Raw genomic sequence first — 18,118 nt, 5'->3', positions numbered from 1 at the left:
TCAGGACCGTGCCGCTCGAGCGAACGCAGATCAGCATACCCCTTCTGCCGGGTGCTCCGCGAACCGGGTCCATGACGGGCCGGGGAGGGCCTCCCGTGCCGCGTCGCCGCTCGACTGTTCGCCACGCGGGTCGTGGGACGGACTGCCGATGGCCAGGTGGTGAGGCTAGTCTTGGCGCCGTGCTGCTGAGCGATCGTGACATCCGGGCCGAGATCGATGCCGGGCGAGTGCGCCTGGACCCCTTCGACGAGGAGATGATCCAGCCCGCCTCCGTGGACGTGCGCATCGACCGGTTCTTCCGGCTCTTCGACAACCACAAGCACGCGATGATCGACCCCTCCCGCGAACAGGCCGACCTCACCCGCGAGATCGCCGTCGACCCGGACGAGGCGTACATGCTGCATCCGGGGAGTTCGTGCTCGCCTCGACCTATGAGCAGATCACCCTGCCGGATGACGTCGCCGCCCGCCTCGAGGGCAAGAGTTCGCTCGGTCGCCTGGGCCTGCTGACCCACTCGACGGCCGGCTTCATCGACCCCGGCTTCCAGGGACACATCACCCTCGAGCTCTCCAACATGGCCACCTTGCCGGTGGCGCTGTGGCCCGGCATGAAGATCGGGCAGCTGTGCTTCTTCCGGCTCTCGAGCGCCTCCGAACGCCCGTACGGCAGCGCCGGGAACCTCAACCGCTACCTCGGGCAGCGCGGACCGACCCCGTCCCGCTCCTCGCAGAACTTCCATCGCACCCGCATCCCCGTGGAGGAGAAGCAGTGACCGTCACGGTCCCGTCGTCGGCCGGCGAAGAGCCCCGCACCCGTCACCGCCTGCAGCTGCCCCGCGACACCGACCCGCAGGACGTACTGTCGATGGTGCGCAACGTGCGCCCCGAGGCGACCGTCGGCGAGGACGGCACGATCGAGCTCAGCGATCAGGTGCGCCTGGAGCCGGATCATTCGCCGCGCGGCGCAGGACGCTGGACCATGGACACCCCGCGGGAGCGGGAGGTGCCCCTGCCCGAGGGGATGGGCGACTCCCACGGCTACGGTCGGGCATTCCCCGAGGGGATCCCCTTCGGCGTCGAACGCGAGGCCCTGGATCTTGCGTGGTCGCTGGGCCGACGGCTCTACGGGGCGGTCGTCACCGATGCGGGCGTCCGTCTGGAGCCGCACCCCTTCCAGGTGCGCGACCTGACGGTCGTCAGCCCGCATGCGCTGGCCCCCGAGTCGCTCGCCCAGCTGCTCGCCCCGCTCGAGCCCGACGCTGAGCTCGACCAGGTGCCGGAGGAGGCCACCCGCACCGGATACAGCGCCACCATCCCGCTGCCGGAGGGGAGGAGATCTCCCTGCGGGTGGGGCTCAGCTCCCGCCCCGCTGCGCTGTCCGCGCTGGACTGGGTCGAGGGCGCCGTCGACTATCAGTTGGTGCACCTGACGGCCGACCCGGAGGAAGACGCGATCGAAGTCCCCTCGACGGAGACCGCCGAGCGCTGGCAGCTCGCCTACCAGCGGATCGGTCTGATCGCCGGCTTGCTCACCGAGAGCGTCGGCGGCTACATCGTGGACCTCGAGGGCTTCCTCGTCGATCCCGCCGACCTCACCTGAGCGCGGCCTCGGAGCCCCGCCCCGCCCGCGGGATCAGGAGGCGACCGGGGCGCGGCCGGCGGCGCCGAGACGGATCGGCACGAAGGCGATCAGGCCCACGGCCATCACCAGCACGATGCCGAGGATCCCGGTGCGGGTCTCTCCCGAGATGGCGACCGTCGCGGCGAAGGCGGCGGTGCCCAGGAAGCCCAGTGCCCGCCCGGTGGTCGCGTAGAGGCCGAAGTTCTCCGTCTCGCGGCCGGGCTGCGAGAGACGGGTGAGCAGGTTCCGCGAGGCGGACTGCACCGGACCCACGAAGAGGCAGATCGCCAGACCAGCGATCCAGAACACCAGGGTCGAGCCGAAGAACAGCACCACCAGGCCCAGCACGATCACTCCGAGGCTGCCGACGATGATCACGGGGCGGGGGCCCACGAGGTCATCGAACTTGCCGCCGACGTAGACCCCGATCCCGGCGACCAGGTTCGCGGCGATGCCGAAGATGATGATCTCCTCGAACGAGAAGCCGTAGGCGTTCGCCGCCAGCACGCCGGCGATCGAGAACACGGCTCCCAGGCCGTCGCGGTAGATCGCGGAGGCGACCAGGTACTGCAGCATGATCGGCTCCTCGCGGAAGGCGCGGATCACGCGGCGCACGATGTGCGCGTAGCCCTGCCAGGGGTTCCACTTCTCGCCCGGGGCGGAGGCGGGGTGCTTCGGGGCCCGCAGCATCAGCGGCATCGTGCCCACCAGGATCCACAGGGCGACGAACAGCGGGATCGCCCGGTAGTTCCAGCCGTTCTCCCCGGTGATCCCGAGCAGCCCCGTCCCGGGCATGACGAACAGCACCAGCACCAGACCCAGGCACACGATCGAGCCCCAGTAGCCCACCGCCCAGGCCGTGCCGGAGATACGCCCGCGGTTGGCGGGGGTGGAGATCTCCGGCAGCACGGAGTTCACGAACACCCCGGCGAGCTCGCTGAACACCACGGCCAGCGCGATCAGCGCCGCGCCGAGCACCAGGTAGTCGGAGTCCAGCGCCACCAGAGGCATCAGAGCGATCACCACGACGGTGGCGAGCGTGGTGACCCGCAGCAGGGTGTTGCGAGCACCGCCGCGGTCGGCGAGGTTGCCCAGCAGCGGGGCGAGCAGCGCGACCGCGACCGCGCCGATCGACTGCCACGTGGTCAGCACCTGCGAGCCATGGGCCTGGGCGGCCGTGATCGCCTCATCGCCGACAGCGCCTTCGGCGGCCACCGCGCTGGCGACATAGGTCGCGAACACGAACGTGAGGATCACCGAGCTGAAGGCCGACATCCCTCCGTCCCACAGGGTGAAGGGGACAACGGGTGGGCGCGTGGGACGGGGCGCGGACACGCTCGCCCCCGGGTCCGAGATGGTGGCCATGCGCTCACTCTACGGAGCAGCCGGGAACGAGGGGCGGAGGTCCGGGGTGCGTGCGAGGCCTTGAGGGGCGAGAGTGACAAATGATTCAGGGAACGGGGAGAGGGCCTCCCGTAAGATGAGTCCGGCCCTCCCCTCATCCCCATGCCCGGACGGAGATCTGCGTGTTCACGATGCTGCTCGCCCATTTGGTGGCGGCGCTCGTGGGACCCCTGCTGGTGCGCTGGGTCGGCCGTAACGGCTTCTATCCCCTCGCATTGGTGCCGGGGGCGTCAGCCATCTGGCTCGCCACGATCGATCCCCGCACCCTTGCGGACGCTCCGCGGGAAGAGTCCATCCCCTGGATCCCGGCCTTCGGGATCGACATCGCCTTCCGGCTGGATGCACTGAGCTGGGTGCTCGCACTGATCGCCACCGGCATCGGAGCGATCGTGCTGCTGTACTGCGCGCGCTACTTCCAGGACACCGAGCCCGGGCTGGGCCGCTTCGCCGGAGTGCTGACCGCCTTCGCCGGCGCGATGGTGGGCCTGGTGCTGGCCGACGACGTGATGGTGATCTACACCTTCTGGGAGCTCACCACCGTCTTCTCCTACCTGCTGATCGGGCACTACCAGGACAAACAGGCGTCGCGCCGTGCCGCCCTGAACGCGCTGATCTCCACCACTGCGGGGGCCTGGCGATGCTGGTGGGCCTGCTGATGGTCGCCTCGCAGGCCGGGACGATGCGGCTCTCGGCGATCGTGGTCGACCCGATGTGGGAGCAGGCCGGCCCGTACCTGATCACCGCCATGCTGCTGCTCCTGGCCGGCGCCACCAGCAAGTCCGCGCTGCTGCCCACCCACTTCTGGCTCCCCGGCGCGATGGCCGCCCCCACCCCGGTCTCGGCCTACCTCCACGCCGCCGCGATGGTGAAGGCCGGCGTCTACCTGATCCTCCGCGTGGCCCCCGCGCTCACCCACCTCGAGGTGGTCACCATGGTGCTCGCGGCCTTCGGCGCCGCCACCATGCTGGTGGGCGGATGGCGCGCCCTGCGCCAGACGGACATCAAGCTGCTGCTCGCCTACGGCACGGTCTCCCAGCTGGGCTTCCTGGCCGCGGTCACGGGCCTGGCCACGCACGACGCCGTGCTCGCTGGCCTCGCGATGCTGATCGCCCACGCGGTGTTCAAGGCCCCGCTGTTCATGGTCGTGGGCATCATCGACAAGAAGTTCGGCACCCGTGACCTGCGCGTCCTGTCCGGTGTGGGCCGGGTGGCGCCGGTGGTCGCGGTGATCGGCACCGTCTCGGCTGCCTCGATGGCCGCAGTACCCCCGCTCTACGGCTTCGTGGCCAAGGAGTCGATTTACTCCGCGCTCTGGTACGCCGGCGGGTGGCAGCGCCTGCTGCTGTTCGCGCTGGTCGCCGGGTCCATCCTCACCGTCGCCTACTCCTGGCGGTTCGTGGTCGGCGCCTTCGGTTCCGCACCGGGCGCCCCGCGGGTCGAGAAGCCGCAGATCTCGGTGCTGTACTGGCTGCCGCCCGCCGTCGTGGCCGCGCTCTCGGTGGCGCTCGCCTTCCTCGCCGCGCCGCTCGAGGACGTGCTGCGCACCTACTCCTCGATGCTCCCGGAAGCCGGCGAGGCCGTGCACCTGGTGATCGTCCCCCATCTCGGGATCCCGCTGCTCGCCTCCGTGGTCACGCTCGGACTGGGCATCGGGCTGTCCCTGCTCGCCCGGCCCTTCGCCAAGCTCCAGAAGAAGGTCTCGCCGCAGCGCTGGGCGGACGGCGGCCTGCTCGACGCCTTCGATGCCGAGCGCGGATTCCGCCGCATCCTCCGTGGCACCGATGCCATCTCCATCGCGGCCACCGCACTGTTCCAGCGAGGCTCGCTGCCTTACACGCTGGGCACGATGCTGGTGGTGCTGATCGCTCTGGTGGCGCCGGTGGCGCTGAGCCAGGCCCCGCTGCCGGACAACCTGGTGCTGTTCCAGCACCCGCTCGAGCTGATCCTGCTGCCGGTGGTGGCGCTCGCCGCGATCGGCGCCGCTCGCTCCCGCCGTCGCCTGCGTGCGGTGTTCCTGATCACCGTCACCGGATACGGCGTGGCCATGCTGTTCCTGGTCGCCGGAGCCCCGGACGTCGCCACCACCCAGGTGCTGGTCGAGACCGCGATGACCGTGGTGCTGGTCCTGGTGCTCCGTCGCCTGCCGATCCACTTCTCCCGTCGGCCCCTGCGGATCGGCGCCTGGGGGCGCTGGGTGATCGCGATCTCGACCGCTGTGGTGCTGTGCGGCGGGACCCTCTACGCAGCCGACGCCCGCTACCGCGAGGCCCTCGGCCGCGGGCTCATCGAGCCGGCCTACACCGTCGGCGGCGGCCACAACGTGGTCAACGTGACCCTGGTCGATGCGCGTGTGTGGGACACGATGGGCGAGATCTCGGTGCTGCTGGTGGTGGCCACGGGCGTGGCCTCGCTGATCTTCGTCACCCGCCGTGAACGCCCCATAGCGAGGGTGCGCGATCTGGACTCCAAGGCCTCCATCTGGCCCCGTCGGATGGATTCCGAGCTGCCGCAGAACGTTCTGGACTTCGATGCCCGGCCCGATGAGGTCGCCGGCGGCAACCGCTGGCGGACCTGGCTCTCCGCCGGGCTGACCCTCGCCCCGGAGCGTCGTGGTGATGCTCGAGGTGATCACCCGCATCGCGTTCCCGATGATCATGATGTTCTCGGTGTACCTGCTGATGGCGGGGCACAACCTGCCCGGCGGCGGTTTCGCCGGCGGGCTGGTGGCCGGGCTCGCCCTCGCGCTGCGCTACCTCGCGGGTGGCCGCTACGAGCTGAGCGAGGCCGCACCGGTGCAGGCGGGCCTCGTGCTCGGCGCCGGGATGGCGATCGCGGTCCTGGCCGGTGTGCTCCCGCTGCTGTTCGGCGGGACGGTCTTCGCCAGCGCCACCCCGGTGGTGCAGGTGCCGCTGCTGGGCGAGCTGCACTTCCCCAGCGCCCTGATCTTCGACATCGGCGTCTACCTCGTGGTCGTCGGCGTGATCCTCGACTTCCTGCGCTCGCTGGGCGCCCAGATCGATCAGCAGCAGGAGGCGGAGATCGATGCCCGTTAGTCTCTCGCTGCTCCTGATCTCCGGGGTGCTCATCGCCTGCGGCGTCTACCTCATGCTCGAACGCACTCTGTCCCGGATCATCCTGGGCTTCGTGATGCTGGGCAACGGCGTGAACGTGCTGTTCATCATCGCGGCAGGCGCCCCCGGGCTGCCGCCCTTCGAGGGCAGCGCAGACCCCGAGGACATGACCGACCCGCTGCCCTTCGCGATGGTGCTCACCGCGATCGTGATCTCCCTGGGCATCACCGCCTTCGGTGTCGCACTGGCCTACCGCGCCTGGCAGCTGTTCGGCCACGACGAGGTCCCTGATGACGTCGAGGACCGGCGCGTGCTGCGCCGTCGTCGCCGCCGCACCGAGGACTCCGAGCACCTTCCTTGGTCACAGGCCCTCACCGAGGAGTCCCGGCGAGGAGCACTGGCACAGTCCCAGGGGCTGTTCGCGCCGGAGGACGACGACCCGCTGGGCTCGGACCTCACCAGCGCCGAGGACGTCCCGCAGGACGCGACGGAGGCCGATGCCGGTGGGGAGCCGCTGCCCCCGAAGCCTGGCCGCCGACGCGCGGAGAAGCACGGGAAGAGCACGGACCGTCCCGCTGGAGAACGCCCCGCGGGGGAGTCGGCGCGGGACACCCGCCATATGGGTGGGGTGCCCGGCGCAGGACCCTCCACCGAGACCGACCGTGAGCACACCGATGGACAGGGGGAGCGATGAGCATCGAACTGCTCCTGGCCCTGCCGGTGATGCTGCCCCTCGCCGGAGCCGCCTTCACCCTGCTGCTGCGCCACTACACCAAGCTCCAGCTCTGGGTCGCGATCCTCACCCTCTCGGCGATCTTCCTGGTCGCCATGGTGCTCGGCTACTACGTCACGCTCGAGGGCGTGCTGGTGCTGCAGATCGGCAACTGGACCCCGCAGCTGGGCATCGTGCTGGTCGCGGACCGCCTGACCGCGCTGATGCTGCTCGTCTCCAGCTTCGTCACCCTCGCGGTGCTGGTCTACTCGAGCGCGCAGACGGTCAGCGAGAACATCGAACGCACCCCGGTGGCGATCTACCACCCCACCTACCTCGCCCTCATGGCGGGGGTGTCCATGGCATTCCTCGCCGGCGACCTGTTCAACCTCTACGTCGGCTTCGAGGTGCTGCTCGCCGCGAGCTACGTGCTGCTCACCCTCGGCGGCTCCGCCAGCCGTGTGCGCGCGGCGACCACCTATGTGATCGTCTCCCTGCTGAGCTCGATCATCTTCCTGGCCGCCGTCGCCGCGGTGTACGCCGCGACCGGCACGGTCAACCTGGCCGAGATGGCGGTCAGGCTGGACGGCCTCGAGCCCGGCGTGCGCATGATCCTCGAGCTGATGCTGCTGGTGGCCTTCGGGATCAAGGCGGCGATCTTCCCGCTGAGCGCCTGGCTGCCGGACTCCTACCCGACCGCGCCCGCTCCCGTGACCGCCGTGTTCGCGGGCCTGCTGACGAAGGTGGGCATCTACGCGATCCTCCGCCTGGAGACTCTGCTCTTCCCGGCCTCCCAGATCCAGAACCTGCTGCTCGCGGCCGCCGCGCTGAGCCTGATCATCGGGATCTTCGGCGCGGTGGCACAGACCGACCTCAAGCGCGTGCTGTCCTTCACCCTCGTCTCCCACATGGGCTACATGCTGTTCGGCATCGGGATGAGCACCCAGCTGGGCATGGGCGCGACGATCTACTACGTCGCGCACCACATCACCGTGCAGTCCACGCTGTTCCTCGCCGCCGGGCTGATCGAGCACCGCGGCGGGACCACCAACCTGATCAAGCTCGGCGGCCTGCAGAAGCTCGCCCCGGTGATCGCGGTGCTGTTCTTCATCCCCGCCATGAACCTCGCCGGGATCCCGCCGTTCTCCGGTTTCATCGGCAAGGTCGGCCTGATCGAGGCCGGCATCCAGTACGACCGGACCTCGGGCTGGATCCTGATCGCCATCAGCGTCATCACCAGCCTGCTCACCCTGTACGCGATCGCCAAGATCTGGAACCGCGCCTTCTGGCAGGAGCCCAGCGAGGAGATCATCTCCCGTGACGTGCCGCTGCCGAAGGTGATGGGCGGAGCCACCGCCGCGATGATCGCCTTCTCCCTGGCCCTCACGGTCCTGGCCGGCCCGATCATGGAGTACGCGGATGACGCGGCGAGCTCGATCCTCGAGCGCACCCCCTACGTCAGCGCGGTCCTCGGGGATGAGGCCGCCGAAGAGCTGCAGTACCGGATCGATGACGCCGGGCACCGCCTCGACGGCAACGGGCAGGAGGTGGACGAATGACCCTGCGACGATTCACCGATCTGCGGCGCTCCTGGGCATGGGTCCTGGTCGCGGTGGCGCTGTGGTGCCTGCTGTGGGGCGGCGTGGACCTGAAGAACGTGCTGGGCGGCATCGTCGTGGCCGTGCTCGTCTTCGTGCTGTTCCCGATGCCGCCGACGGGCCATGAGCTGACGCTGCGACCGGTGCGCTTCGTGCTGTTCGCGGCACGCTTCCTGCTCGACGTGGTGATCTCCGCCGTCCAGGTGGGCTACTACTCGGTCCGTCCGGGGGCCGCAGCCGCCCAGCTCCGTGATCGCCGTGCGGATGGCCTCCCGCTCGGACTTCTTCCTCACCTTCACCGGTGTGCTGTGCACCCTGATCCCGGGATCCGTGGTGGTCGAGGCGCAGCGCGCCACCGGCATGCTGTTCCTGCACACCTTCAATGCGGGCACCGCCGAAGAGGTCGAGAAGGCGCGGGCGTCCGTCCTCGCCCAAGAAGAGCGGCTGCTGTGGGCGATCGGGCGCCGTGAGGTGCTCGAGGAGGCGGGTCTGCGATGAGCGCCTTCGAGCTCCTCCTGGTCATCTACGGTGCCGTGCTCGCGGTGGCGGCGCTGGGCGTCGTCTACCGCATGATCGTCGGTCCCACCATCCTCGACCGCGCCATCTCCAGCGACTCGCTGGTCACGCTGGTGATCATGGGCATGGCCCTCTACGTCGCCGATTCCCAGGCCGCGTGGGCGGGGCCCGCGATGCTGAGCCTGACGGGCATGGCATTCATCGGCACGGTGACCTTCGCGCGCTTCGTGGCCCGGGAGGAGCCGCTCCAGACCCGTCGGAGCTCCCACCCTGTCGAGCCGCGCACGGATACCGGCCCCCACGAGGCGATCCACCCCGATCCCTCCGACGGCGACAGCTGGGACGACGAACCGCGCAACAGCGTCCTGTTCGAGGAGGAGCACGACCTCCTGGACGAGGAAGACCCCCTCTCGGACCCGGCCCACCCCGGGGAACCGATGGAGAACGAGGACGAGGACAGCTTCGGAGCGCAGCCCGGCTGGCGAGGCTTCGAGGATGAGCCCCGGCCCCCGCAGGACGACGGATGGACGGAGGAGGAGCGATGACGGTCATCGAGATCATCGCCGCCGTCCTGATCGGCGGCGGACTGCTGCTGGGACTGGTCTCCGCGATCGGCCTCAACCGCTTCGACGGCGTGCTGATGCGCATCCACGCGGCATCCAGCCGCAGGTGCTGGGCCTGATCCTGGTCTTCGCCGGAGCTTCCCTGGTCTCGCGCTCGTGGTCCCTCGCTGCGTTCCTGCTCGTGGTCCTGCTCGCGCAGATGCTGACCGTGCCGGTCTCCAGCGTGATGGTGGGCCGCGCCGCTTTCCGCCGCGGCTTCGTGCGCGGCGGCGACTACGCCTTCGACGAGCTCAGCCCTCGCCTGGCGGATGCCGGTGACGACGACGATGACGAGGACGGCTTCATCGACGAGGAGGGCGACGACCACCGCGGGATGGCCGACGGCTCCCATGATCGCTTCCCCGAGAACGTGGTCACCGAGACCGTCGAGCCGCTCACGGACACCAACTGGGTGGAGCCTGAGGAACGCGCCGACGACGTCGAGGACGAGGAGGTCATCGACATCGACCTCGACGACGAGACCGAGCTCGAGGCCGAGAAGGTCGCCGAGCGCGACTCGCGGCAGTGACCCGCGCCGCCGCGCCCCGGCCCCGGCTCAGAACAGGCCGATCGACTCCCCGGTCTCGGTGACGCCCATGCGCAGGGCCGCCGGTTCCTTCGGCAGGCCCGGCATCGTCATGATCGCGCCGGTCAGCGCGACCACGAAGCCCGCACCGATCTTCGGCACCAGGTCACGCACGTGCAGCAGGTGCCCGGTCGGGGCGCCCAGTGCCTTGGGATCGTCGGAGAAGGAGTACTGCGTCTTGGCCACGCACACCGGCAGGGTGTCCCAGCCGTTGCGCTTCAGCATCCGCAGCTGCGCGGGGGCGCGGTCCTCGAAGACCACGTCGTCGGCTCCGTAGATCTCCTGCGCCAGGGTGCGCAGTGATGCCTCGATCCCGTCAGCCGGATCGTAGAGGTGGTGGAAATCGGGTGCGTCCTCCTCGATCGCAGCGAGCACCTGCTCGGCCACCGCCCGGCCTCCCTCGCCGCCCTTCGCCCAGACCTCCGAGAGCGCGGCGCGGAAGCCCTGCTCCTTCGCCCAGCCCAGCACAGCCTCGAGCTCCGCCTCGGTGTCGGTGGGGAAGCGGTTCAGCGCGATCACCGGCTCGATCCCGAACTTCCGCATGTTCTGCACGTGGCGGGCGAGGTTCGCCGTGCCGGCGAGGGCGGAGTCGACGTCCTCCTCTGCGAGAACGTCCTTGGCCACCCCGCCGTGCATCTTCAGCGCACGCACCGTCGCGACCACCACGCCGGCATCAGGGGAGAGCCCGCCGAGCCGCGCCTTGATGTCCAGGAACTTCTCCGCTCCGAGGTCCGAGCCGAAGCCGGCCTCGGTGACGGTGATGTCCGCGAGCGAGAGCGCGAGCTGGGTCGCGGCGAGCGAGTTGCAGCCGTGGGCGATGTTCGCGAAGGGACCGCCATGGACCAGCGCCGGAGTGCCGCCGAGGGTCTGGACCAGGTTCGGCAGCAGGGCGTCCTTGAGCAGCATGGTGATCGCGCCGCCCACCTGCAGATCGGCGACGCTCACGGGTTCGCGGTCGTAGGTGAACCCCACGACGATGCGGCCGATGCGCTCCTCGAGGTCGTGCAGGTCGGTGGCCAGGCACAGCACGGCCATGATCTCGGAGGCGACGACGATGTCGAAGCCGTCCTCGCGGGGCACGCCCTGAGTGGGGCCACCGAGACCGATGGTGATCTTGCGCAGGGCGCGGTCGTTGACGTCCACCACCCGCTTCCACTGGATGCGGCGGGGGTCGATGCCCAGGGCGTTGCCCTGATGGATGTGGTTGTCCACGAGGGCGGCGAGGGTGTTGTTGGCGATCTGGATGGCGTGGAAGTCGCCGGTGAAGTGGAGGTTGATGTCCTCCATCGGCACCACCTGCGCGTGACCGCCGCCGGTCGCACCGCCCTTGATGCCCATGATCGGACCCAGCGCCGGCTCGCGCAGCGCGACCATCGTGCGGTGGCCCTGGAGGAGAACGCATCGGCGAGGCCCACCGTGGTGGTCGACTTCCCCTCGCCGGCAGGGGTGGGGGACATGGCCGAGACCAGCACGAGCTTCCCGGTCCGCCCCGTCGGCGTCATCCTGCGCACGTCGACCTTGGCCTTGTAGGAGCCGTAGGGGACCAGAGCCTCGGCAGGCACCCCGGCCTTCTCTGCGATCTCCGTGATGGGGCGCAGGGTCGCCGCCTGGGCGATCTGAAGATCCGGGTTCTCGGCAGACATCGTCGTCCTCCACAGGGTCGGGTCCCGGAACATGCCGGGTGCGTGATCCCCCTCACCCTACGGCGCGCGGTCGTGCGGGCAGGGGCGGAACGCCGAACAAGGAGCGTCCGCGTCACTCCTCGGCTGCGAGGCGCGCGGCGGCCCTCCAGTCGCGGGCATGCATCCAGGCGCTCCACAGGCAGAGCACGACGAGCACCGCGAACAGCCCCAGGCGCCAACCCGGCTCCCAGCCGTCCTCCGCGCCGACGAGACAGCCCGTCGCCGCCCAGCCCACGGCGACGGCGCCGTAGAGCAGAGTCATCCGGCGGGGCTTCACCCGCGGGTCACGGGGAGGGAGCCGGCGTACTCCTCGGGGAGGAGAACTCCTCGAGCAGGCGCGCGTCACGATCGGCGGCATGATCCTGCGCCTCCCGCAGCACGGCCGAGATCCGCTTCTCGGGCAGATCGCCCCGCTCCCGCAGCACCGCACGCGCCCGCTCGAGCCACTCCTGGTCGCCGACGTCTCCGCCGGCGAGCACCTCCGGGACTGTCAGCGGCCGCGGCGCGGCGGGACGGGGGGGCCACACCGTCGCGACGAGGTACGCGGCCAGCCCGTACACACCGACGAGCGCGATCATCCACCAGCGGCTGCCCAGGAGCTCCGTCTGCCCTAGCGGCACGATCACCGCGGCCGTCCCGCCGGAGCAGACCGCGAGGAGCAGCGCGCACCACAGGACCATGACGGGGAAGGCGAAGCGGCGTGAGGACCAGCTGTAGACGCGGATCAAGGCGACGAGCACGGCCGACAGCAGCAGTGGCGCCAGGGCGAGCCCGGCGGTGAGCCCCTTCGCCGATCCGGAGCCGAGCAGCAGCCAGAGCAGGTCGCTGGCGACGAACAGCGCGCTGAGGCCGGCGGCGAGGCCGAGCACGGTCAGCACGCTCTCGCGCAGGTCGAACCGCAGCGGGTCCTCGAACACCTCCTGACCGTCACCGCGCAGGGACTCCACCTGCTCGGCCGCCCACTCCCGGGCCGGCCCGTACAGCTGCTCGGGACTCTCCTGGGACTGCTGGACCAGGCCCGCCGCTTCGATGAGGCATGCCTCTGCCGCGTCGATCCGCACATCGGCGAACACCAGGGCCACGAGCGCGGTCTCCGCCCAGCGCGGGTCGTCCTGGTCTCCGCGGGCGGTGAGGAAAGCGTGCCGCACCTGGTCCAGCTCGGGGCCGGCGGGGCCGTCTGCTGCGGTGGGGGAGAGGTCGTCAGAGGTCACCGGTCGCTCCTTCCGCCATGATCGCTGCATCGTGGGTGGGGGTCACGTGGCTGAGGGCTGCGCGGATCTCCGGGGCCGCGGCGGCGCGAGGGCTGCGGTCGCCCGGAGGCTCGGCGCCGAGTGCGGCGGTGAGCGCTCCCAGCGCAGTCCGGTCCCGTGCCAGATGTTCCCGGCCCGCGGGTGTGATCGTGTACTGCCGCCGCGCCGGGCCCGACGGGCCGGGCACCCACTCGGCCACGATCGAGCCTGACTCCTCCAGGCGAGCGAGCGCCGGGTACAGCGAGCCGCCCCGGGGACCCCGAAGCCGCGGGCGCCGAGAGCCTGACCGATCGCATAGCCGTGCAGCGGCGCGTCCTCCACGCAGTCGAGGATCGCGCTGGGCAGCAGGGCGCGGGCCCAGGTCGCCGGCCAGAGAGGCTCGCTTTCGGCAGCGGTATCTAGGTTCGTCATGGAGCTAAGTATAGGGCGTATCTACTCGAGGTTGCTCGAGGTCGTGGGGGCAGGACGAAGCCCATGGGCAATCCAGGGGCGCGGGTGGGGTGACGAAGCGCCCTGGGCGATCCAGGGGAACACGACGAAGCCCCCTGGGTGATCCAGGGGGCTTCGTGGTGGTGGCTCCGACCGGCGTCGATCCGGTGACCTTTCGATTTTCAGTCGAACGCTCTACCAACTGAGCTACAGAGCCGTGGTCGCCGAAGCGACCGGGGTTCAGAGTACCAGGGAGGGCAGGTGCTCGACCAACCGGATCTGCGCGGTGTAAGGCACGCCACGCGGAGGGCTGAGGTGGGGGCCCCGGTCAGGAGACCTGGATGATCGCCTTGCCGAAGTTCTCGCCGCGCAGCATCCCCGCGAAGGCCTCCGGGGCGCGCTCGAGACCCTTGGTGATGTCCTCGGTGTGCTGGACCTGACCGGAGGCGACCCATCCGGTCATGTCCTGCAGGAAGTCCTCGAACATCGTGGGCGCGAACTCGAGCTGGATGAAGCCGCGCAGGGTGAGGCTCTTGGCCAGCACGGAGCCCATGAGCTGCCCGCTGCGATCGGGGCCCTCGGGCAGCGAGGTCGCGTTGTAGTTGGCGGCCAGTCCGCACACCGGTACCCGCGCGAACTTGTTGAGCTGGGGCAGTACGGCGTCCCCCAGACCGGGCCGCCCACGTTCTCGAAGTACACGTCGATGCCGTCGGGCGCGGCCTCGGCGAGCCGGCCGGCCAGGTCCGGGGCCCGGCGGTCGAGCGCCGCATCGAAGCCGAGCGCGCGCAGGCGGGAGACCTTCTGCTCGCCGCCGGCGATGCCGATCGCGCGGGCGCCGTGGATCTTCGCGATCTGGCCCACGGCGGAGCCGACGGGGCCGGTGGCCGCAGCGACCGCGACGGTCTCGCCCGGCTGCGGCTTCCCGATCGCGAGCAGACCCGCGTAGGCGGTGAAGCCGGGCATGCCCAGCACACCCAGGGCGGTGGTCACCGGCGCTGCGGCCGGGTCCAGCAGTCGCAGGTGCCCGGCTGATTCGAGGCTGTACTCCTGCCAGCCGCCGTAGGACAGCACGGTGTCGCCGGGCGCGAAGCCGTCGGCCGCGGATTCGACCACCTCGGAGACGGTGCCGCCGACGATCACGTCCCCGATCTCCATCGGAGCGGCGTAGGACTTCGCATCGCTCATGCGGCCGCGCACATACGGGTCCAGCGAGAGGTAGCGGGTGCGCAGCAGCACCTGACCGGGCTCGGGGAGGGGACATCGACCACGTCGTGCGTGAAGTCCTCGGCGACGGGCTCGCCCTGGGGGCGGGCGGCCAGGCGGATGCGGTGGTTGCGAAGTGTGGTGCTCATCCCTCGAGGGTAGGGGGCGAGCCGCGGCAACGGAAAAGGCCCCGGAACCATGCTCCGAGGCCTTCTCTCAAGGGCGACCCTGACCGGGCTTGAACCGGCGACCTCCGCCGTGACAGGGCGGCACTCTAACCAACTGAGCTACAGGGCCTTACGTTGTCTCCGCGCTACTCCCGCTCGCTTCAACGTGGATAACTCTACCGGAACTTCAGGTGGCTCTCGACCAAACAGGCTGTGAGCCGCCTCGCACTCCGTGGCCTCCGATGCAGGCGTCTCCGCCGCACCGTGATGCGTACCCCCAACGGGATTCGAACCCGTGTCGCCGGCGTGAAAGGCCGGTGTCCTGGGCCTCTAGACGATGGGGGCCCTGGGCAGCAGAACTGCCCGAGGCAGAGCATACCCATCTGACGCGGCCGACGCCTCCCTCAACGCCACCGATGCGTCGCATCCGACATACGACTGCCCCCTCGCCGCGGTGCTGTGCCCGCTCGGGCACCCACAGGGCCGGGCGCCCCGCCGCCCGCTCGGACGCCGCGGGGCCGGGTGCCCCGTTCCTGTGGTGGGCGTGGTTCTATGGCTGCATGATCCGGATCAGTCGTGAGGAGTTCGAGGAGGCGGTCGATGACGCGCTGGACTCGCTGCCCGACGAGGTCGCCCGTGCGATCGCGCAGGCGAACGTCGCGATCCTGATCGAGGAGGAGCCGCTGCCGGAGCAGGCCGACGGCGCCGAGCTGCTGGGCCTGTACGAGGGGATCCCGCTGGATCAGCGCAGCGTGTTCGACGGCTACGCGCAGCCCGACCGGATCTTCGTGTTCCGCGGCCCACTGCAGCGCCATGCCGTCTCGCGTGAGCACCTGGTGGAGGAGATCGCGGTGACGGTGCTGCACGAGATCGGTCACCTGTTCGGCATCAGCGACGAGCGGCTCCACGAGCTCGGCTGGGGCTGATCGACATGCCGCGAGGTTAAAGGTGCCATCCCCTGGCACCTCTTGCCATGTGGGCCGGGAGGGGGCGCGAGCTTCGTCGGGCGCGGGGAGATCGACTTGCCGCGAGGCGAAAGGTGCCATCCCTCTGGCACCTTCTGCCACGTGGCCGGGAGCGGTCGCGAGATTCGGGCGCCAGCTGGTCGACGTGCCGCGAGGCACGAGCGGGAGAGATCAGCTAAGAGTGCGGGGCTGAGCCCGGTCGATCGGGATGCCGCGAGGGGAAAGGTGCCATCTCCTGGCACCTTTCGCCACGTGACCGGGAGTGGTCGCGAGCTTCGGGCGGCCGCGACCAGAAAGGTTCCAGGAAGCTGGAACCTTTTGGGTCGCGGCGAGGTTCGGTGACGTCCAGCGCCCGCCCGCCCGCGCGGCCGCCCTCCAGCGCCCGCGCGCCCGACCGCCCAGCGCCCCGCCCGTCCAGCGCCCGCCGCCCAGGCGCCAGCCGTCTCAGACCTGGTCGACGTCGAGGTCCGTGAGGCCGGCCTCGTGGGCGATGATCGCGATCTGCACGCGATTGGTGCAGTCGAGCTTGGCGAAAATCTTCGACACATGCGCCTTCACGGTCGCCTCGCTCATGAACAGTCGCATGCCGATCTGCGCATTGGAGAGGCCCGCGCCCACTGCGCCGAGCACCTCGGTCTCGCGCTCGGTGAGCTGCTCGAGACCCGGGTGACGGTCCTGGCGCGAGCCGGGATTGGCCTCCGAGAAGTGGGAGAGCATCCGCCGGGTGATGGTGGGGGAGAGCATCGCGTCACCGCCGGCGACCACGTGCACCGCGCGGGCCAGGTCCTGGGGAGGGGTGTCCTTGAGCAGGAAGCCGCTGGCCCCGGCCTCGAGGGGCCTGGAACACGTACTCGTCCATGTCGAAGGTGGTGAGCATGATGATCTTGGGCGGATTCGGCAGGGCGCTGACCGCCTCGGTGGCAGCGATGCCGTCGAGCCGCGGCATGCGCACGTCCATCAGCAGCACGTCGGGGCGATGCTTCTGCACCAGCGTCACCGCCTCGGCGCCGTCATCCCCCTGCGCGACCACCTCGATCTGGGGGTCGGCCCCGAGGATCATCGCCAGCCCGGCGCGCACCAGGGAGTCGTCATCGATCAGTCCCACACGCGTCACGTCGCCGTCGGCCACGGGACCACCGCCCTCACTTCGAAACGTCCGTCATCGGTGGGGCCCGACGCGATGGTGCCGCCGGCATGTGTCACGCGGGTCTCGATGCCCGACAGGCCCATCCGGGCCCCGGGAAGATCCGTCGTGAACCCCTTGGGGAGAACATTACTGACCTCGATCACCAGCTCGGTGCCGGGCTCGCCGATCAGTGCCACCCGAGCCTTGGTGTGCAGGGCGTGCTTGTGGATGTTGGTCAGCCCCTCCTGCACCACCCGGTAGGCGGTGCGCGCGAGCGGATCGGGGACGGGGTCGTCGATGAAGTCGAACAGGTCCACGGCGATCCCCGCGTGCTGGGAGGTGATCACCAGTCGCCGCACGTCCTCCCAGGTGGGCTGCGGGGCCAGCGGGGCTTCCTCGCCGTCGCCGCGCAGCACGCCCAGCACCTCCCGCAGCTCCGAGAGCGCCGTCGTGGCGGTCTGCCGGATCAGCGCGGCGGACTGCTGCACCTGCCCACGCTCGAGCTTGGGGTTGACCTCCAGGGCGCCGGCCTGCAGGGCGACCAGGGAGATCTTGTGGGCGACGATGTCGTGCATCTCCCGCGCGATGCGGGTGCGCTCCGCACGGCGGGCCTGCTCCTCGGCGACGGTGCGGCCGGATTCCGCCTGCTCGGCCCGCTGCTGCAGCTGGCTCAGCAGCGCGCGCCGGGTCGAGGTGTACATGCCGGACGCGGCGGAGGCGGTGACCACCAGGGTGACGACGACTAATCCCGTGATCCCGAACCACGGGCCGACGCTCATCCACAGCAGCGAGGGCAGCGCACCGGTGGTCACGGCTAGTACGACGAAGGCCAGGATGAGCAGCCGGTTGTGGCTGCGGGTCGCGTAGGCGTAGGTGACGATGATCAGCACGGTGACCGCCATCGCCGCCGTGTTGAGCAGCAGCAGCAGCGGGAGCAGCCAGCGCCAGTGGCGGTGGCGCAGCAGCAGCGCGGCCCCCAGGGCGATCACCAGCGCCGGGCGCCACAGCTCGGTCGTGGAGGTCGCGAGCACTCCCTGCAGGATCCCTTCGGCCGTGACCACGGCGGGGACCAGCACCTCCTGCCAGCGATATCGCTTCGGCGCTCCCAGTTCGTCCACGTGGTCACTGTAATGGCGCTGCACTGATGGCACCGCCCCTGGCCCCGCCGATCGTGGGGCAGTGGCCGCA

Annotated in this window: 18 protein-coding genes, 3 tRNA genes and 5 pseudogenes; 13 read left to right on the top strand and 13 right to left on the bottom strand. The window is 70.3% G+C overall.

Translation table 11 applies throughout. From position 1 onward, the window contains the following. Positions 1–179 precede the first annotated feature (179 nt). From dcd to H3H54_RS14855, 3 genes and pseudogenes are all read left to right on the top strand, one after another. A pseudogene (gene dcd / locus H3H54_RS14865) lies at positions 180–772 on the top strand (dCTP deaminase). Continuing rightward, positions 769–1,428 (top strand): hypothetical protein, encoded by a 660-nt coding sequence (locus H3H54_RS14860; protein WP_262424467.1) that lies wholly within the window; start codon positions 769–771, stop codon positions 1,426–1,428. The pseudogene dcd and the gene H3H54_RS14860 overlap by 4 nt, the downstream one beginning before the upstream one ends. Then, the gene (locus tag H3H54_RS14855) at positions 1,419–1,598 is read left to right on the top strand and encodes a hypothetical protein (protein ID WP_262424466.1); all 180 of its coding nucleotides are present in this window, start codon (positions 1,419–1,421) and stop codon (positions 1,596–1,598) included. The genes H3H54_RS14860 and H3H54_RS14855 overlap by 10 nt, the downstream gene beginning before the upstream one ends. Positions 1,599–1,631: 33 nt before the next feature. Here the strand turns inward: H3H54_RS14855 and H3H54_RS14850 are convergent, their stop codons facing one another. After that, positions 1,632–2,984 carry an MFS transporter gene (locus tag H3H54_RS14850; protein ID WP_262424465.1) on the bottom strand — a complete coding sequence of 451 codons (1,353 nt, stop codon included), beginning with the start codon at positions 2,982–2,984 and terminating at the stop codon, positions 1,632–1,634. 170 nt (positions 2,985–3,154) lie between these two features. Here H3H54_RS14850 and H3H54_RS19125 point away from each other — a divergent pair. The 9 genes and pseudogenes from H3H54_RS19125 to H3H54_RS14810 all read left to right on the top strand — a co-directional run bounded on the left by H3H54_RS19125 (position 3,155) and on the right by H3H54_RS14810 (position 10,051). Continuing rightward, positions 3,155–5,437: pseudogene (locus H3H54_RS19125) on the top strand (proton-conducting transporter membrane subunit). Positions 5,438–5,638: 201 nt separating this feature from the next. Next, positions 5,639–6,076 (top strand): MnhB domain-containing protein, encoded by a 438-nt coding sequence (locus tag H3H54_RS19120; RefSeq protein WP_316249225.1) that lies wholly within the window; start codon positions 5,639–5,641, stop codon positions 6,074–6,076. Further along, positions 6,066–6,788, top strand: a complete 723-nt coding sequence (locus H3H54_RS14840; RefSeq protein WP_262424464.1) for a Na(+)/H(+) antiporter subunit C — start codon at positions 6,066–6,068, stop codon at positions 6,786–6,788. The genes H3H54_RS19120 and H3H54_RS14840 overlap by 11 nt, the downstream gene beginning before the upstream one ends. Beyond that, a complete protein-coding gene (locus H3H54_RS14835; RefSeq protein WP_262424463.1) occupies positions 6,785–8,365 on the top strand; it encodes a Na+/H+ antiporter subunit D in 1,581 nt (526 codons plus the stop codon). The genes H3H54_RS14840 and H3H54_RS14835 overlap by 4 nt, the downstream gene beginning before the upstream one ends. Beyond that, a pseudogene (locus tag H3H54_RS14830) lies at positions 8,362–8,577 on the top strand (Na+/H+ antiporter subunit E); the annotation flags it as partial. The gene H3H54_RS14835 and the pseudogene H3H54_RS14830, both read left to right, overlap by 4 nt. Positions 8,578–8,653: 76 nt before the next feature. Beyond that, entirely contained in the window at positions 8,654–8,902 is a 249-nt protein-coding gene (locus tag H3H54_RS14825; protein ID WP_262424462.1) for a Na+/H+ antiporter subunit E, read from the top strand. Then, positions 8,899–9,465: a monovalent cation/H+ antiporter complex subunit F gene (locus H3H54_RS14820; RefSeq protein WP_262424461.1), complete on the top strand. Its 567-nt coding sequence runs from the start codon at positions 8,899–8,901 to the stop codon at positions 9,463–9,465. The genes H3H54_RS14825 and H3H54_RS14820 overlap by 4 nt, the downstream gene beginning before the upstream one ends. Further along, positions 9,462–9,602 (top strand): monovalent cation/H(+) antiporter subunit G, encoded by a 141-nt coding sequence (locus H3H54_RS14815; protein WP_262424460.1) that lies wholly within the window; start codon positions 9,462–9,464, stop codon positions 9,600–9,602. Before H3H54_RS14820 ends, H3H54_RS14815 begins: the two co-directional genes overlap by 4 nt. Then, positions 9,590–10,051 carry a monovalent cation/H(+) antiporter subunit G gene (locus H3H54_RS14810; RefSeq protein WP_262424459.1) on the top strand — a complete coding sequence of 154 codons (462 nt, stop codon included), beginning with the start codon at positions 9,590–9,592 and terminating at the stop codon, positions 10,049–10,051. The genes H3H54_RS14815 and H3H54_RS14810 overlap by 13 nt, the downstream gene beginning before the upstream one ends. A gap of 27 nt (positions 10,052–10,078) precedes the next feature. On the opposite strand, the pseudogene H3H54_RS14805 reads toward H3H54_RS14810, so the two are convergent. The 10 genes and pseudogenes from H3H54_RS14805 to H3H54_RS14770 form a co-directional block, all read right to left on the bottom strand. Then, positions 10,079–11,751 (bottom strand): annotated as a pseudogene (locus tag H3H54_RS14805) (formate--tetrahydrofolate ligase). A gap of 112 nt (positions 11,752–11,863) precedes the next feature. After that, positions 11,864–12,052, bottom strand: a complete 189-nt coding sequence (locus H3H54_RS14800) for a hypothetical protein (protein ID WP_262424458.1) — start codon at positions 12,050–12,052, stop codon at positions 11,864–11,866. A gap of 22 nt (positions 12,053–12,074) precedes the next feature. After that, complete coding sequence (locus H3H54_RS14795; RefSeq protein WP_262424457.1) at positions 12,075–13,001, bottom strand: hypothetical protein; 927 nt, start codon at positions 12,999–13,001, stop codon at positions 12,075–12,077. Beyond that, on the bottom strand, positions 12,991–13,239 hold the full coding sequence (locus tag H3H54_RS14790) for a PadR family transcriptional regulator (protein WP_262424456.1): 249 nt from the start codon (positions 13,237–13,239) through the stop codon (positions 12,991–12,993). Before H3H54_RS14790 ends, H3H54_RS14795 begins: the two co-directional genes overlap by 11 nt. Before the next feature lie 371 nt (positions 13,240–13,610). Next, a tRNA-Phe gene (locus H3H54_RS14785) sits at positions 13,611–13,686 on the bottom strand. 111 nt (positions 13,687–13,797) lie between these two features. Then, positions 13,798–13,932, bottom strand: a complete 135-nt coding sequence (locus H3H54_RS19115) for a hypothetical protein (RefSeq protein ID WP_316249050.1) — start codon at positions 13,930–13,932, stop codon at positions 13,798–13,800. Continuing rightward, positions 13,929–14,705, bottom strand: a complete 777-nt coding sequence (locus tag H3H54_RS14780) for a zinc-binding dehydrogenase (protein WP_316249049.1) — start codon at positions 14,703–14,705, stop codon at positions 13,929–13,931. Before H3H54_RS14780 ends, H3H54_RS19115 begins: the two co-directional genes overlap by 4 nt. Next, positions 14,651–14,821: a hypothetical protein gene (locus H3H54_RS19110; protein ID WP_316249048.1), complete on the bottom strand. Its 171-nt coding sequence runs from the start codon at positions 14,819–14,821 to the stop codon at positions 14,651–14,653. The genes H3H54_RS14780 and H3H54_RS19110 overlap by 55 nt, the downstream gene beginning before the upstream one ends. A gap of 74 nt (positions 14,822–14,895) precedes the next feature. Beyond that, positions 14,896–14,969: transfer RNA gene (locus H3H54_RS14775), tRNA-Asp, on the bottom strand. A 142-nt stretch (positions 14,970–15,111) separates the two neighbouring features. After that, positions 15,112–15,184, bottom strand: a tRNA-Glu gene (locus H3H54_RS14770). Positions 15,185–15,399: 215 nt separating this feature from the next. Here H3H54_RS14770 and H3H54_RS14765 point away from each other — a divergent pair. After that, positions 15,400–15,765 carry a metallopeptidase family protein gene (locus tag H3H54_RS14765; RefSeq protein WP_262424455.1) on the top strand — a complete coding sequence of 122 codons (366 nt, stop codon included), beginning with the start codon at positions 15,400–15,402 and terminating at the stop codon, positions 15,763–15,765. A 483-nt stretch (positions 15,766–16,248) separates the two neighbouring features. On the opposite strand, the pseudogene H3H54_RS14760 reads toward H3H54_RS14765, so the two are convergent. Beyond that, positions 16,249–16,933, bottom strand: a pseudogene (locus tag H3H54_RS14760) (response regulator). Continuing rightward, positions 16,915–18,048 (bottom strand): sensor histidine kinase, encoded by a 1,134-nt coding sequence (locus H3H54_RS14755; RefSeq protein ID WP_262424454.1) that lies wholly within the window; start codon positions 18,046–18,048, stop codon positions 16,915–16,917. The pseudogene H3H54_RS14760 and the gene H3H54_RS14755 overlap by 19 nt, the downstream one beginning before the upstream one ends. Positions 18,049–18,118: the final 70 nt, after the last annotated feature.

This window comes from Brachybacterium sp. Z12, from assembly GCF_014400405.1.
In the GTDB taxonomy this organism is placed as follows: Bacteria; Actinomycetota; Actinomycetes; order Actinomycetales; family Dermabacteraceae; genus Brachybacterium.
This window is presented reverse-complemented; position numbering and strand designations above follow the sequence as displayed.